13 protein-coding genes are annotated in these 14,639 nt (G+C 67.6%); all 13 read right to left on the bottom strand.

What is annotated here, in order from left to right; genetic code table 11:
* Positions 1 to 293 precede the first annotated feature (293 nt).
* The gene (gene cas2 / locus AC1DXV_RS22470; RefSeq protein WP_477865290.1) at positions 294 to 584 is read right to left on the bottom strand and encodes a CRISPR-associated endonuclease Cas2; all 291 of its coding nucleotides are present in this window, start codon (positions 582 to 584) and stop codon (positions 294 to 296) included.
* A gap of 6 nt (positions 585 to 590) precedes the next feature.
* Positions 591 to 1,619, bottom strand: a complete 1,029-nt coding sequence (gene cas1c, locus AC1DXV_RS22465) for a type I-C CRISPR-associated endonuclease Cas1c (RefSeq protein ID WP_477935612.1) — start codon at positions 1,617 to 1,619, stop codon at positions 591 to 593.
* Between the two features lie 2 nt (positions 1,620 to 1,621).
* Complete coding sequence (gene cas4 / locus AC1DXV_RS22460) at positions 1,622 to 2,254, bottom strand: CRISPR-associated protein Cas4 (protein WP_477865288.1); 633 nt, start codon at positions 2,252 to 2,254, stop codon at positions 1,622 to 1,624.
* Between the two features lie 11 nt (positions 2,255 to 2,265).
* Entirely contained in the window at positions 2,266 to 3,219 is a 954-nt protein-coding gene (gene cas7c, locus AC1DXV_RS22455) for a type I-C CRISPR-associated protein Cas7/Csd2 (protein WP_477865287.1), read from the bottom strand.
* A 13-nt stretch (positions 3,220 to 3,232) separates the two neighbouring features.
* Positions 3,233 to 5,098, bottom strand: a complete 1,866-nt coding sequence (gene cas8c / locus AC1DXV_RS22450) for a type I-C CRISPR-associated protein Cas8c/Csd1 (RefSeq protein WP_477935610.1) — start codon at positions 5,096 to 5,098, stop codon at positions 3,233 to 3,235.
* On the bottom strand, positions 5,095 to 5,766 hold the full coding sequence (cas5c, locus tag AC1DXV_RS22445) for a type I-C CRISPR-associated protein Cas5c (RefSeq protein ID WP_477865285.1): 672 nt from the start codon (positions 5,764 to 5,766) through the stop codon (positions 5,095 to 5,097). Before cas5c ends, cas8c begins: the two co-directional genes overlap by 4 nt.
* Before the next feature lie 36 nt (positions 5,767 to 5,802).
* The gene (locus AC1DXV_RS22440; RefSeq protein WP_477865284.1) at positions 5,803 to 8,175 is read right to left on the bottom strand and encodes a CRISPR-associated endonuclease Cas3''; all 2,373 of its coding nucleotides are present in this window, start codon (positions 8,173 to 8,175) and stop codon (positions 5,803 to 5,805) included.
* Positions 8,176 to 8,338: 163 nt separating this feature from the next.
* Positions 8,339 to 9,589 carry a TIGR02270 family protein gene (locus tag AC1DXV_RS22435; RefSeq protein ID WP_477935608.1) on the bottom strand — a complete coding sequence of 417 codons (1,251 nt, stop codon included), beginning with the start codon at positions 9,587 to 9,589 and terminating at the stop codon, positions 8,339 to 8,341.
* Between the two features lie 5 nt (positions 9,590 to 9,594).
* Positions 9,595 to 10,341, bottom strand: a complete 747-nt coding sequence (locus AC1DXV_RS22430) for a hypothetical protein (RefSeq protein ID WP_477865282.1) — start codon at positions 10,339 to 10,341, stop codon at positions 9,595 to 9,597.
* Positions 10,342 to 10,348: 7 nt separating this feature from the next.
* On the bottom strand, positions 10,349 to 11,146 hold the full coding sequence (locus tag AC1DXV_RS22425) for a hypothetical protein (RefSeq protein ID WP_477865281.1): 798 nt from the start codon (positions 11,144 to 11,146) through the stop codon (positions 10,349 to 10,351).
* 21 nt (positions 11,147 to 11,167) lie between these two features.
* Positions 11,168 to 12,280: a DUF4150 domain-containing protein gene (locus AC1DXV_RS22420; protein WP_477865280.1), complete on the bottom strand. Its 1,113-nt coding sequence runs from the start codon at positions 12,278 to 12,280 to the stop codon at positions 11,168 to 11,170.
* Between the two features lie 4 nt (positions 12,281 to 12,284).
* Positions 12,285 to 13,376 (bottom strand): hypothetical protein, encoded by a 1,092-nt coding sequence (locus tag AC1DXV_RS22415; protein WP_477935606.1) that lies wholly within the window; start codon positions 13,374 to 13,376, stop codon positions 12,285 to 12,287.
* On the bottom strand, positions 13,373 to 14,639 hold a 1,267-nt coding region (locus AC1DXV_RS22410; protein WP_477935604.1), incomplete at its 5' end, for a DUF2169 family type VI secretion system accessory protein. The genes AC1DXV_RS22410 and AC1DXV_RS22415, both read right to left, overlap by 4 nt.

The following is a 14,639-nucleotide window of genomic DNA, read 5'->3' as shown; positions in this document are numbered from 1 at the left end:
CGGTTTCAACCCACGTGCGCCTCAGACGAGACGCACGACGTCAAGGCCGCCGAGACTGTGCATTGCCCGGAAGGTTTCAACCCACGTGCGCCTCAGACGAGACGCACGACTCCACGCTCCCAACCGCCCTTTCCACCATGACTTTCTCGCCCCGAAACGCGAACCTCGCACAAGGCGAGTTCCGCGCAGCACGGCGAGCGTCTTGCACAAAGGAATTCCCTTTCAGGACAGGTGCTTGCGCGAAGCGCGAACCTGTCCGTGAGAAGGACGTCACTGCAGGTTCGCGAAGATCATCATAGAACCAGCGGTGAATCGAAATCGGTGGCCTTGAACTTGCCGTGCTCCCGCACTTCGCAGCCCTTCGAGTCCGCCAGACGATACAGGCGGAGACTGTCCTGCGTCGGCTCGATCTCGGACAACAGCCGTCGCTCCAACGTCTCCAGCTGCATCAGATCGACCTGACACTCGAAGACCGACTTCTGCACTCTTTGCCCCGTCCCCTCGCACACCTTGGCCACCCGGCGCAGTCGTCGCCGACCCGCCTGCGTCTCGGTGCTCACGTCATAGCAGACGATCACCAGCATGGCCAGCTACCTCGGCGTGAACGGCGGATACTCGGCGATATCACCTCGCACGCATCGCGCCAGCAGGCGTGCCTGCGTGAGCGGCACCAAACCCAGCGGCACCGCCTGGGCCAGCAACGCATGCGAGATCTCATCCTGCTTGCGCTCCTGAAAGGCCACCACTACCGCCTTTCGCGCATCGCCCTCCAACAGCACAGCACCACCCTCCCTCACAGAGAAATCCGCGACACCGATCTGCCCACGGTTGACCAGCGTCAGTGCCAGTCGGTCGGCCCAGGGTCGAAACTCTTCCACCAGATCCAGTGCCAATGCCGCCCGCCCCGGGCGCACGGCATGCAAGAAGCCGATCTGCGGGTCCAGCCCTGCCGCCTCGCACGCAGAGCGGCTGTCGTTCGTCCACATCGAATACAGGAACGACAGCAAGGCATTCATCCTGTCGCGTGGCGGCCTCCGGCTTCTGCCGTTCATGCTGAATGCTTCTCGCAGATCAGGCCGCAACAGCCGGTTCAACGCCGCAAAGTAGGTCCGCGCCGCCTCCCCCTCCACACCGCGCAAAGCGTCAAGCCCGTCCACGCCCGGCAAAGCACGCAAGCTGGCCGCCAGATCCTGAGCCGAGCGCTCCAGCACGGCCTCGTCGTCGCCCTGCTTCGCCTCTCGGGCGCCGCGCAGCAGCACTTGCCGCTGGTTCTTGAGCTTGCCCGCCACCATGGTCCGGGCAATCGACATCGTCTTCTGCGGGTCCAGCGCGGCCTGATGCTGCGCCTGCCTCAACAGCACGTTGCCCGACACCTCGCCTTCCAGCCTGGCCTTGAAGCGCCCGTTGACATCGAGCAAGACCAACGCGATGCCATCCTCCGCCAGCCGGTGCATCAAAGGCGCACTGACACCGACGTGACCGAAGCAGACCACGGCTTGAAGGTGATGCAGCGGCACGCGCAGCCGCGTCTCGTTCTCCACCTCTACACGCAACGTGTCGTTGTCCAGTCGCACACGGCTGTCAGGCAGGGTCACGTAGAGGGTGTTCAACAGGTTCATCGCTACGCATCCGGATCAAACAAGCTCGTGCCGACCGGCCGCGCAGCCAGGCGTCGCAGCGCTTCGGGTTGGCATCGCTCGCGCAGCGAGCAGTTCTTGCACCGACGCTCGTCGTCGGTCGGCGCAGGCAAACGCCCCGCATCGAGCATCGCGCGGATCTCCTGTGTGGTCTCCACCACCTGCGCGCGAAGCGCATCCGTGATCGGCACGATGCGTCGCCGTCGCGACGAGGCGTAGTACAGCGCGCCCTCGCAGACACTGCGGCCCGTCATGTCTTCCAGGCACAGCGCCTGGGCCGCCAGTTGAAGGTCGTCGCACGCGGCGATCTCGGCCACCTTGTGGCGGGATCCGTGCTTGTATTCCACCGGATAAGGCGTGCCGTCGGGCTCGAACTCCACGACGTCCGCCTTGCCGATCAGGCCGAGTCGGTCGCACCACAGCGGCAGTGCACGCTCGATCCGGAGCCCCGCGCGCAACTCGAACCCTGGCTGATCCACCGTCGAGTGGACAGCCTGCCCGCGCAGGGTGTGGACGTTGTCGTCGAACGACTGCTCCAGATGGATCAACCCGCATTGGCGGGCACAGTACGCCCAGTGCTGCAGGGCCGACAGTGGCAAGGGCTCGATTTCGCCCACAGCTGACTCGCTCAGCCAATCCTGCGAATCAGTTTCACGCCCGCAGGAAGTGCCGATTCGTCCACCGAGACCTCGTAGTCGGCAAAGCTGCGCGGCACCGCAGCCCCATCGCGTCGGCGGACATGAACCAGGTCGAACAGAGAATGCGCATGGGCATTTCCCAACTCAGACGCATGCTCGAACACGAAAAGAGCCCTGGTCGCCATCTCGCCACGGGCGGCTGAGCGGTCATGCTCGAACATGTCCTCCAGCGCCTTGAACAGGATGCCTAGGTCGTCCTGTGAGAACTTCGTCTGCTTCGCCAGGAAGGCCGACACGAAGCCGTGGGAGCGGTACAACCCGTAGGGCACGGTGTGCTTGCGGCCCATCGTACGGTTGTCGCCCTGCTGCTTCTCCGCCTCGGCTTCGGTCGCAACGGCCATGCGCGTGATCGCATGCTCCAGCGACACGATCGGGTCGATGGAGCGGGCGAACGTCAGTTGCACCGGACCACGCACCTGCCCGCAATTCACCCCGGTCGACATCACGGCGCCGAAGGTGCGCACGTCGAAGAAGTTCTGGCACATCCAGGCGCGTGCCTGCTCCACGTCGGCACCACTGCCCTTGCGTTGCTTGTCCTTGCCCGGCTTCTTCTTGCTGCCTTCCTCGGCTTCAGCAGCCGGTTCGTCGGCCGGTGCATCCAGCTTCAGGGCCGAATAGGCGCGCTGGTTCTGCAGATTGAGAATGGCCTTCTCCCGCACGTAGATCTCGTAGCGCAATTGCCCTTCGGACGGCTCGGACTCAGCCTGATCCTGCGTGAGGGCGACATAGTTCCGCACCTTGCGCTTGAGGGCCACGTCGGTCACGAGGCCATGGCCGGATTCGGCATCCAACCGCGGCAGGTTGCCAGCATCCGGATCACCGTTCGGATTGCCATCCTTCACGTCGAACAACAGCACGAAGTCGTAGCGATGGGTCAGGCTCATGTCGATGTGCTCCTCAAGCGGTCTGCGGGATGGGTGCCGATTCGGACTTGCTGGTAAAGAAGTCCTGGCGTTGGTGGTAGTAGCCGAGTGCAAAACGGGCCCGCTCGGCCAGCGGCTGGTTGGACGGAAACTCGAAGTCGGCAGGCAGCAAACCCCAGATGCCTCCCAACAAGCGATCCCGCAGCACCTGCAGCCCGAGCTTGCTGCGCCCCAGGTCGCGCATGTGGTGCTGATTGAGCTGCACCAGCCGCGGGAACACCGTGGCCGGGTTGCCCATTGCCGAGCTGAAGTAGGTGTCGCGGATCGTGCGGTTGAGGTCTCGGCCCGCAGCATCCGCCTGAATCCGCTCGTAGGCGGCAAAGAGCCGGCCCAGCAGGTAGRCCGGGTCAGCGTTGGTGTCATCCAGGGCCACGTCGATCTCCTTTGCGTGAAGTTGTCCATGCCGTTGCAAGCGGTTCAGGCAAGCCTTGAGCACAGCTGCGCGGTGATAGCTGACGTTGGGCACCGGCTTACCCGTGTCCGACTTGCGAGCCTGGTCGGCGCAGCAGCGCTGCACGGTGGCCTGCAGCCACGTGGCCGGCAGCGGGCGGCCGGACAACACCGAACGCATCACGTCACCGCCCAGGCGCGGTGGGATGTTCTCGGACTTGCCCTGGACCGCAGCGGCCGTCAGCAGACGAAAGAGCGTCGGGTACTCCGGGTCGACCGGCCCCCGCACGATGCGYAGGTCTTCGAACCATTCACGCATGCGAAGCGCCAGGTCCTTCAGCGGAGCCGCCCACCAGAAACGGATCGCGATGCGTGCTGCATTCGGTGCGAGTCCCAGCACGAAGAAGCGATGATCACCGTCTCCGCCATCGAAGCGACCGCTGTGGATGGACTCCAGCAGGTTGCGAACACGCTCGGTTCGCGCGTCGGCATCGTCCGTGGCGCCTGCCTCTCCAAAAGCGTCGACGAACCAGTCTTCCATCGGGGCATCGTCGGCTCGCTGCGACCAGAACACCGTCGAGGCATCGCCCACCTGGATTCGCTGCCGCGAGCCTCGTTCGAGCAGGTGGTTCAGTGCAGTGGTGTAGCCGAACGCGGCCGCGGCTCCCACGGGGGCGTTGCCGCCCTGCTCCTTGCCGTGCGAATTGAAAGCATCGAGATTGAAGGAAACGATGTTCGCACCCGACGACTGAGCGTTCCAGACGCCCTTGATGGCGGTATGCAACCTCTCGGCCGGCCCCCTTTCGCCCGTCACCAGACAGATGTCGCCAGGCGGCCCGCTCGTTGCGCCGGAACCGACCTCAACGGGCTCCGTGGTCACCATGGCGGCCACCGCGACAGCGGGTCGTTGGCATACCAGGTCGTTCTCCGATGCCATCCGAAAACTGAGCACCGGGTTTGTTTCGGCAATCTCTGACCAGGCCGGCTGGAGCGCCAGTACGTCGGTCTGATCCTTCTCCAGAAAGGCAACAACCGCACGGAGTCCGTCGTCTTGTTCCGAAACGGCAGGGAGCTCTAGGATGCGAGCCTTGAACGCCGCTCGCATGTCGCGCAAGCGGGCCAGATACTCATCCTTCTTGCCCTTGGCGGATGCATCAGCGAGCTTCTTCGCATCCGGCACACCGAGAACATACTCGGCGTTGTCCCACAACAGGTTCGCCGCCACGGCAGAAGTCTTCTTGACGCCTTGAGGCACGCGGTAGCGCGTTGCGATCTTCTTCTTGCCGTCGATTCGCCTCGTGTCCTTGATTGCCGCCAAGCGGCCGTCCTCTGCGAGTTCAAGGATGAAGGGAATCTCCTTCTCTTCCAGCCCCGGTGCCGGCAGGCGGTGCGCAGGATCCGGATCGGACATCTTGCGCACGTAGTAGTCGTGCAGCGATTGAAGAATCATCCCCGCACCTCCACGCCGTCGAGGTCCATCACGCCGCGCTCGACCTTCGCGCGGAAGAATGTGGGCTTCGGATTCGCCGTGTCAGCAAAGTCGAGGTCATGGAGCATCCATCCGAGGTCGGCCGTCCAGTCCTGCAGCGCAGGCGGCTCATGGGCAGGAACACGCCCGTTCTCGAGTGAGACCGGCCGGAAGCGGGCATCGAACTCCCTGCACCCCAGGTAGGGCTGGTTGACGCACTGGCCCTGCTCGGCTCGCCGGGTAAACATCGCGACGTACTTGGCCGGATTGCCGCGCGCCTCATCGGACACCAACTGCATCTCGGCATGAAGGCGATACGCGACGTCCCGAAGGAACAGCCCAGCTCGCTGCTGCCGCTCCTCCTCGATGTAGAGCGCAAGATCCCCTCGCCCCTCGTTCATCACAGTCGTCACGTTGCGGGTCGACACCACGGCCCCCACTTCGTTGCGGCGCACGCTGATCCAGCGGACAGGTTTCAGCACCTCGACGCGGCAGATCCGCCATCGGATCCCCGGTTTCCACAAGATCGCATCGAATACGGCCCGCGCCGCCGACGGGGTGATCACGTCGTACGAGACGCGCTCGACTTTCATCTCGGGGCGCGTGAAGCAGGCGTAGTCGCCAGCCACCTCAAGGCAATGAACGCGCATCTCTCATCCTCCTCGACTCTTCATGACGAATCATGCTCAGACGAACAGCGAACCCGGGTCGCCGGGCGCACCATCCACCTTGGCACCCAACAAGGGATCGTAGAAGCCGTCCCATCCTTCGGTCTGCACATACAGGCCGGGGCAGATCGGCACCTCGCGGATGTCGCCACCTCGCACCAGCGGGTCGACTTGGTAGCGGTAGATGGACACCCCGTAGCGCTGCAGCTTGCGCATCAGCCAGCGATCCGGCCCCAGGTGCTCGAGCATCCGCAGCAACTCGTTGATGTCCTGCTTGGCATTGGGGCTCTGGTATCGCACCAGCACCGTCGCCGCATCCTTGTCGTCGATCAGTCGGAAAGCCTCCGCAGCGTCCTTGAAGCGCACCGGCAGGGCTCGCTCCCTGGGATCCAGAGACAGGCACAGCGCCTCGCAAATCGCCTTGGCGTCCAACGGAGCATCGTGGTACAGCCGCCGAAAATACCGATCGAACAAGGGCAGCGCCAACGGATCCTCAGGGTGCTCATGCCACAGCACCTTGCAGGTGTCGCGCGCCTGCCGCATCAACCCGGGCGGAGCCTTGGTCGGCGGCACGAAGACGTGCACATCACCCAACCCCTCCAGGCGACCCTCACGGTTGCAACGCCCTGCCGCTTGGGCAACCGAGTCCAGCCCTGCCAGCGCGCGGTACACGACCGGAAAATCCAGGTCCACGCCCGCTTCCACCAAGTTCGTACTGACCACTCGCACCGGCGCCGCAGCGCCCCCCGTGCTCATGGCAACACGCCGCTCGCGCAGTGCCAGCTTGATCGCTGCAATGACATCGCTGCGATGCTGCGCGCACATTAGAGCCGACAGATGCCAGCACCCCTCGTCACTGTGCCGCTTCAGCAGCGTGAACAGTTGCCGTGCATCGGCCCGCCGGCTCACGATGGACAGCACAGCAGGATGCGCGGCGACTTCTTCTGCCAACTCTTCCCAGGCCCGCGGCACGTCCAGGCTGGCCGGCAGATGAACGCGCACGCGGCGCAACGCGGCATACAGGCCCGGTACGTCGTCAACGATCTCGGTGACCTTCGACGGATCGAATCCGCGTTGCAAGCCGCGCTTCGGGTCCGCGCTGATGCTCGCACTCAATACGGGCTGCGTGGCCGTGCACAGCACGAGGGTCACACCGTGATCCGTCACCAGCAGCGACAGCACATCGACGATGGGCTGCAGGAACTCCGCCGGCAGCAACTGCGCTTCGTCGAGCACGATCACGCTGTCGATCAGGTTGTGCAATTTTCGACAGTGCGAGGTACGCCGCGCGAACAAGCTCTCGAACAGCTGCACGTTCGTCGTGACGATCAGGGGCGCGTCCCAGTTCTCGCAAGCCAGACGCGACCGGGCCGTCTCCCGCTCGGGCTCGGCCTCGGCATTGCTGTGGTGCTCGACCACCACGTCATCGCCCAACGTCGCCAGGGCGCCGCGGAAGACCTCGGCCGTCTGCTCGATGATGCTGGTATAGGGAATGGCGTAGACGATGCGCCGCTTGCAGTGTCGGACGGCATGGTCCAGCGCGAATGCCAGGCTCGACAGAGTCTTGCCACCGCCTGTTGGCACAGTCAGCGTGAAGACACCGGGTGGACGTGAAGCCTTGTCGCGGCATTGGGCCAGGATGCCCGCCCGCAGGAGGTTGACCGGCGTGTCGTCAGCGCCTGCAGCGAGTTGCGCCAGATGCAGATCCAGCGTTGCCTTCACACGCGGCAAGTCCGGGCCGGCCTTGCGCGCATTCGCTCGCGAACCATCCATGAAGCGTTCGGTGTCCAGGAAATCRGCGTCGACCAACGCCGAGAAGATCATCCGCACCCAGAGCGCGAACCGACCCGGCATGTGGCCACTCTCGTTCGAGGCGGGGATATCGCGCAAGGAGAGGAGCTCGGGCAGCCCACCGCGCAGTACCGCATCGGGCGGCATCGCCGCCAGACAGGTTTCGAGCTCGCGGCGGGCGTCGGCACTGTCCAGGCGTCCCGCAAGCCCACCATCCCAGTTGTCCAGCCCCGCATGGTGACCCGCGATGACGTACTGGAAGACGCGCGACATCATCTGCCCGGCCGGGCCGTGGCGCTCCGTCAGGACGCGTTGTGCCCACAGAGCGCCGGCAGCGGAATGAGTCTTGTCGGCGTCCTTGATCCGCCCTTCCAGATGTGCCTCGATGCCGTTCGCGGAACGGATGTATTTCTGGAAGCCCTCACGATACTTGCCGAGGTCATGCCACTGCCCCGCCATCCGGGCCCAGTCCATTGCCCCGTGAGGCGCAAAACCGCTCGCGATCTGCGCGACTTGAGCGAGATGCTCTTCCAGCGCGTGAGGCCGCGGCGACTGCGTGGCGGAGTCGGTGAGCACGTGCGCCCAGAAACCGTCGTCCAATGGATGCGCTCCTGACAAGATGGGTGGCGGCGCAGGCAGCCGCGCCAATGCCGCGCATTCCCCTCCGACAGAACTACCCGGGAAAGCAGACAAAGCAATTCTGGCGTCAACGAACCAGCCGAGCCAATCGGGTTTCCTCGTCCTTCCTCTTCAGGATGCACTGTCACGACACGGCCGGTGTCAGCAGCTGAAGCTGGCGCCACGCCGGCGCATCCACCGGAAACACCACGCCGCCGGGCGCCGCGAGACACAGGTGCTGCGCGGCCGCGATGCGCTGCCGCTGGTAGCCGCGCCTCAGCACGGCGACGCAGTGCTGCGAGCTCGCGACCTGCCCCAGGAAATGACGCACCCCGGACGTGAAGCGCCCCGCCTGGCTGCGCCACCAGGCCGCCACCGCATCCTGCTGCGGCCATGGCAGGTCTTCGTCCAGGTCCATCGCCACCCGGTCGTCGGCAGGATCGTCGCCGGGCCCGGCTTCGACGTCGTCCGGTGCAGGCCGGTCCAGCCCAAGGGCGACCAGGTCGGCGCCAGTGATGAAGGTGAAGGCCTCGCCCGCTGCCCGGGCGGTGGTGGGATCGCCCATGTGCTCGATCAGCCACTCGGCATAGCGCACGTCGCCCGTGTGCCCGACGCCCGCCATCAGGGTGYGGGCCGCTTCCGGCTGCCCCGCCAGCGGCGCCAAGAGCGCGCGTGCGTCGGATCCGTCCAACGCCTTCAGCACGCGGCGCAATGCGCGCTCCTGCCACGGCCCGGACGAGGCACTCAACGACGACAAGGCGTCGATCGACGGCCCCCGGTCGCCCAGCAACAAGGCCGCCGCCGCGGCCCGGTAGCGGCACTCGGCGTCTTCATCGGCCAGCGCCCGCAGGCAGGCCGGCAACAGGTCGACGCGGCCCAGTTCGCCGGCGCAGCGCAGCGCGCGAGCCCGCAGCAGCGGGTCGGCGTCGTCGAGCGCCGGCGCCAGCGCGGCACCGGGATCCACGCGGTGGATCGCGCAGCCGGCCAGACCGATGCGCCGCCACAGCGGCGATGCGGATTGCAGCATCGCGTGGATCGTCCCGCGCAGGAACTGCGGCGATACCCAGCCGAAGGCGGCCTCCAGCATCGGCGCCCAGGCGGGCTGCTGCTCGGCCAGTGCGAGCAGTTGCGCCACCTGCCGGCCGTCGCCGCGCTCCAGGGCCATCAGCGCCAGCGGTGCCGCTGCCCACGGCGTGCCGTCGGCCAGCAGGCGCCGGCAGGCGTCCCAGGCCGTCGAGGCCTCGCGCAGGCCGTCGACCGGCGCCGCGAGCCGGCTGTCGAGGGCCTCCAGGTCGTCGAGCAGGTAGTGCGGCTGCGCGACGGCCAGGCTGCGCAGGTGCCACAGGAAGGCGGCCTGCCCCGCATGCTCCTCGGCGATGTCCTCGTACCGGTCCATCGGCCTCAGGGCAGCTGGCCGGCCTGGTAGCGGTACGGCGGCCCCGGCAGTTCGTCGTCATCAGGCAGCTCGCCCGGCGACGCGAGGAACGGATTCGTGTCCGGATCGATGCCCTGCAGCCAGGCATCCCAGAACGCCTCGTTCTGCGCGGGATCGTAGGGCTGCCCCGGGTCGCAGGCCTGCGGCGGCACCGGCGAGCCCTCGGTCGGGAAATCCTCGAACAGGTCAGGCTTGTGCTGCGCGAGCTCCACGTCGATGGCATGGAATCGCAGCAACCGGTGCATGCAGGCCTCCCACCAGTCGTCGAAGGGCCGGGGATCGGCCAGCACGTGGCGCACGAGGCTGCGCATCCATACCGCCTCGCGGCCCGGATCGGGATCGGTGCCCAGGTCGTGCAAGGCATTGTCCAGCAGCGCGATCGCCGCGCGCAGCGGCCCGAGCACCGGGCCCGCCCACACGCTCTCGTCGAGGTCCACCCGCACGCAATACGCAGGATGCACTGCGCCAGCCCAGGCCGCGGTGACGTAGAGCACGGCCTCCTGGTGCTGGCCGGAGGCGGAGAAGCGCTGCACGATCCACTCGGCGCTGGCGATCAGCAAGGCGAGCCTGGCCTTGCCGGTCAGCAGCGGCAAGCGTTCGTCGGCCCCGGCGTCGGTCAGGTAGTACGCGTCGGACTCCCAGGCGTCCCAGGCGAAGGGGTAGTCGTCGACGGCGATGCCGGAGGCGGCGAGGTAGTCGCGTGGTGGGCTCATTCGGATCTCACGGGGTGGGCTGGCGCGGGACGCCGAGGCGGTACGGTTCGCCGTCGAAGCCGAGGCGCAGCATCTCCTGCGGCGTGCGCAGGTAGCGGTTGGCGCTGCCGTCGAGGCGGGCCAGGAAGCGGGCGACCAGGGCCTCGCGCTGCGCCGGCTGGTAGTCGAAGCCGGGATCGAGCAGCTCGGGCGGCAGCGCCGGGCCGCGACGCGCGGCGATGAAGCGCTGCCAGTCCTCGGGGTTGTCGAAGTCGTTGCGGTAGCGCGCCGGCCCCTTCGGTGCGCGGGCCTGCTGCTGCACCCGTGCGATGGCCTGCTCGAACCAGTCGACGAAGGCCGGGCGCTCGGCCTGCGGCATGACGTGCTGCACCACGTGGGCGGCGTGGAAGGTCTCGCGCACCGGGGCGTGGAGGCTCTCCCAGTACGCGGCCCGGTCCATGCCCTTCCACAGGTACACCGCCACCTCCATCAGCGCCGACAACGCCGGTGGCGCATCCGGCGCCGTGCGCACGCTGCCCGCGGAAGGGTCCACGTAGCGCCAGTCGACCTGGTACGCCAAGGCGGCCTCCGCCAGTTCCAGGCACGACGCCGCCTCGGCGGCGGCATCCATGAAGCGCACGGCGGCCCAGGACAGCAGCCCGGCGCACAGGCTCAGCTGGCCGCACAGCGTGGTGTTGTCCAGCTTGCGCAGCAGCGGCGTCACCGCGTTCACCGGCCCGCAGTGCCGCTGCGCGCCGCGCCACGCGAAGTCGATCGGCGCGTGGCGGATCGACGCGGGGATCCAGGGTGGCAGGTGGGCAGACATGGGCACAGGCGCGGGGTGGGGTCAGCTGCAGGCGGTGGTCGGCGGGCACGTGGGCTTCTTCATCTCCAGCTGGCCCTCCCCGTTGCGCTCGCACAGCCAGATGTCCAGGCAGCCGGCTTGCTCGATCTCGCAGATGAGCTTCGCGCAGCTCTGCTTGCACGGCGACTCCTTGGTCTGTCCGTTCGCTTCGCCACCTGGCCAGTCGATGGCGAGCAGCAGCGATCCGCCGTTCGGGTTCGGATGCGTCAGGAAGATCTCGTCGATGATCTTCGGCTCCGCATGCGCCGGGTAGTTGGGCGTCATGCTCTCGTAGCTGCCGTACTGGAAAGGCGTCTTCTCGCGGCCGGATCCGAAGCACGCCAGCGTGCCGTGCGTGTCCCGGTCCCTGGGCTCGTAGTCCTTGCCCTGCGCCTGCGCCTTGGCCTGCCTGTCGAGCTGCGACTGCGGAGTGCTGGCCTGGAAGTTGAGGTACTCGCGTTGCGCCGGGGTCAGGCTCAGCCGCCGTTCCTTGGTGCTCACGCCCACCGACCAGCCGTTGCCCATGTTGCCCTTGCTGCTGCCGCGGACCACTTCCGTCGCACCGCTGGCATCCCGGAACACGCCGTGCGTCACGGTCTGGCTCGTGTCGAGCTTCGCGTTGTTCTTCCGCGCCTCCGTATTCTTGACCTCCAGCTTGTCGCAGTCGGTGCCGAAATCCGGCGGCCCCTTCTCGGCCATGCTGGCCCCGGTGGCACCGCCCGCGGGATTGCCGTGGTTGTGCGTCGTCAGGTCCATGAAGCGGGTGGCGTTGGCCCCCTCCACCATCACGTCCATCGACCAGGCGGCGAACTTCATCGGGCCGGTGATGTTGTGCGACACGACGTTCATGCCGAAGCTGCGCGTCGCCGCCTCGTCGCCGGTGCTCTTGCTGTAGGTCGAACTGTTCTTCTTGCCCACCTCCTGGCCGCCGATCTTGACCGTGCGGCTGCCCCGCGCGGTGTCCTTCGCGAAGGCGGTGTTGGGGTACGGGATCGGCACCGGCCCGGCCGGCGGCCCCGGCGGCGACAGGCAGACGTCGGGCATCGCGGCGATCGAGCGGTTCGTCGAGGCCTTGCCCGACACCTCCAGCCCGTTCGCGAAGACGTTCCTGCCCACGGCCTCAAGCCCGGCGCTCGAAGGCGGTGACCAGGGCGACGCGCTCGCCGTTGTCCTCGCCGGCGTGCAGCAGCGCGTGATGGCTCGGCGCGTACGCCTTGGCGCCGGCCTCGAAGGCCCAGCCCAGCAGGCACGGGAAGATCGCCGCCCCGACCTCGCCGATCGACTGGGCCGGGTGCCAGGTCTCCACATGCCCCTTGGGCCGGCGCGACACCCCCTCCGGCGGCAGGCGGTCCAGCCGGCCGGCCGCGATCGCCGCCTCCTTGAACTTGAAGCGCTCGCCGTTGTGGTCGCTGACCGTGAAGTTCAGGTCGAAGAACGGCACCTGGGCCATCTCGAGCGCCTGCTGCATGGCCTGCGTGAGACCGTCGCCGCGCACCGGGTCGTTCTCGTTGCCCCCGTCGCCGCTCGCCTCGTGGCCCACGCCGATGCCCTGGATCAGCAGCTCGTCCGCCTCGAAGGCGCCGCTGCGCCCGACCAGCACGGCACAGGCGGCTTCGCCGGGCAGGAAGCCGTTGCTGTTGGTGCCGCACTTCAGGCGCCGGCGGCGCATGTAGTGCGCGACGACGACCTGGCGCAGGAAGCTTTCGACGCCCACGATGATGCAGCCGGGCGCGCCATGGCGCCCGAGGAGATCGTCCGCGACCTGCAGTGCGGTCAGCATGCCGGTGCGCCCGCCCGCGATGGTGCCGCTGCCGGCCGGCAGCGCGCCACCCCAGTGGCGGGCGAGGTCGCTCATCACCATCGGTTCGAGATCGGGGGCGCGGAACGGCCGGTCCGCGGGCGGCAGGATGACGAGCACCGGCAGCGCGAGGGCACCGGCCGCGTCAGGCGCCATGCCGAGCTCGGCGGCCTGCTGCGCGCATTGGGTGATCACGGGAATGGCCAGCGGCGCGGTCATCGTCGGCCCTTCCCACCACTGGTGCAGGCGCGGCCGCGCCGCGTTCAGGTCTTCGCCGACCGTGAAGTCCCACAGCTTGGCGCGGCGGGCGCCGTTGATGCCGGCGCGCATCGCAGCGCAGGTGGACGGCCCATCGGCGCCCACCGCGGTGAGCATCGCGTGGCCGAACACCGAGAGGCCTGCGGCGCGGCTCATGCGCCCCCCTTGCGGGCGCGCACCAGCGCGGCGAGGCCGCGGTAGTGCTTCTTGCCGGCCAGGCGCGAGCGCAGCAGGCCGGGGGTGCGGGTGGAGGTGGTCTCGATCTGCATTTCACGAAGTTCGAACGGATCGCGGATCAGCGGGCAACTCGCGCGCCATGTCAGGCACAGGCGGTCTTCGTCCGGCTCGATGAACACCGTGTCGATCTGCGCTTGCACCTCCACGATGGGCGCGCCATGGCGCACGAAGCGCACATGCACGGGTTCCCGCGGCAGCCGGGCCTCGATGCGCGGCAGCGGGCTCAGGTGGGCCAACACGATGGGCTCACCGCCGTGAGGATAGGAAATCTGCTGGTCGGGCGGCGCGGCCTGGTGGTAGCGCGGGTCGAAGTCACCGGGCAGCCACGGCATCTTCTCGCGCTGCCAGCGCTCGTCATAGGTACCTGCATGCTCGACGCGCGGCAGCCAATGCCGCCCCAACGGACCGAAGGCCATCGGGCGGTAGGGCCCGTCCGGCCGCTCGACCGGATGGCCCGGCTCCTCGGTGGCCGGCAAGGCCATGCCGACCAGGTTCTGCCGGAAGCGGCAGTAGCCGGTGCCCGCCGGATTGGGCCGGTAGAGCTCGATGCGGCCCGGGTCCGACGGATCGATGTCGGTGCCGCCGAACGCGCTGTCGTAGCCGATCTCCTGCGTCGTGAACGGCTGCGGTTCGGTCGCCGCCACGCCGATCACGCCACGACGCCATTCGCGATGGCCGAGCACCGTCACCACCTTGCGACAGCTGCCCACCATGAAGCCCGCCTCCATCCGCGTCACCGGCCGGCCGCCCGGCGCATGGGCGCGGGCCCGCAGCAGGACGTCGCAGTGCGGCTTGAAGACGCTGAAGTCGTTCTCGTGGAGCGGGGCGCTGCGCGCCGGATCGGGGCCCGGTACGTCGGCCTCGTACAGCGGAAGTTGCTCATCCGCAAGCTGCGGTGGCGCCTCCCCGCAACTGCTCAGCACGAAGCTGGCCTTGACGACCACCACGGCGAGTTCGCGCCCGTCGGGTCGATGGCCGACGTTCCATCCAGCGAGGTAAGGCGTGGGGTTGACGATGTGCATGCCGGCCGAAGTCAGGAGGGGGCGATCTACTGCTTCACGCCAGGAGAGGGGACAGTACAACCGAGCGCCGACGGCGACCAAGTGAACAAAGTCAACGCATGGTGCCGGCGGCGGGACTTGAACCCGCATCTCCGTGAGGTGAACCCGCATCTCCGTGAGG

Source organism: Rhizobacter sp. P3_C12 (assembly GCF_056402735.1).
Note: the sequence above shows the minus strand (reverse complement) of the source record. Positions and strands in the feature narration are given on the sequence as shown.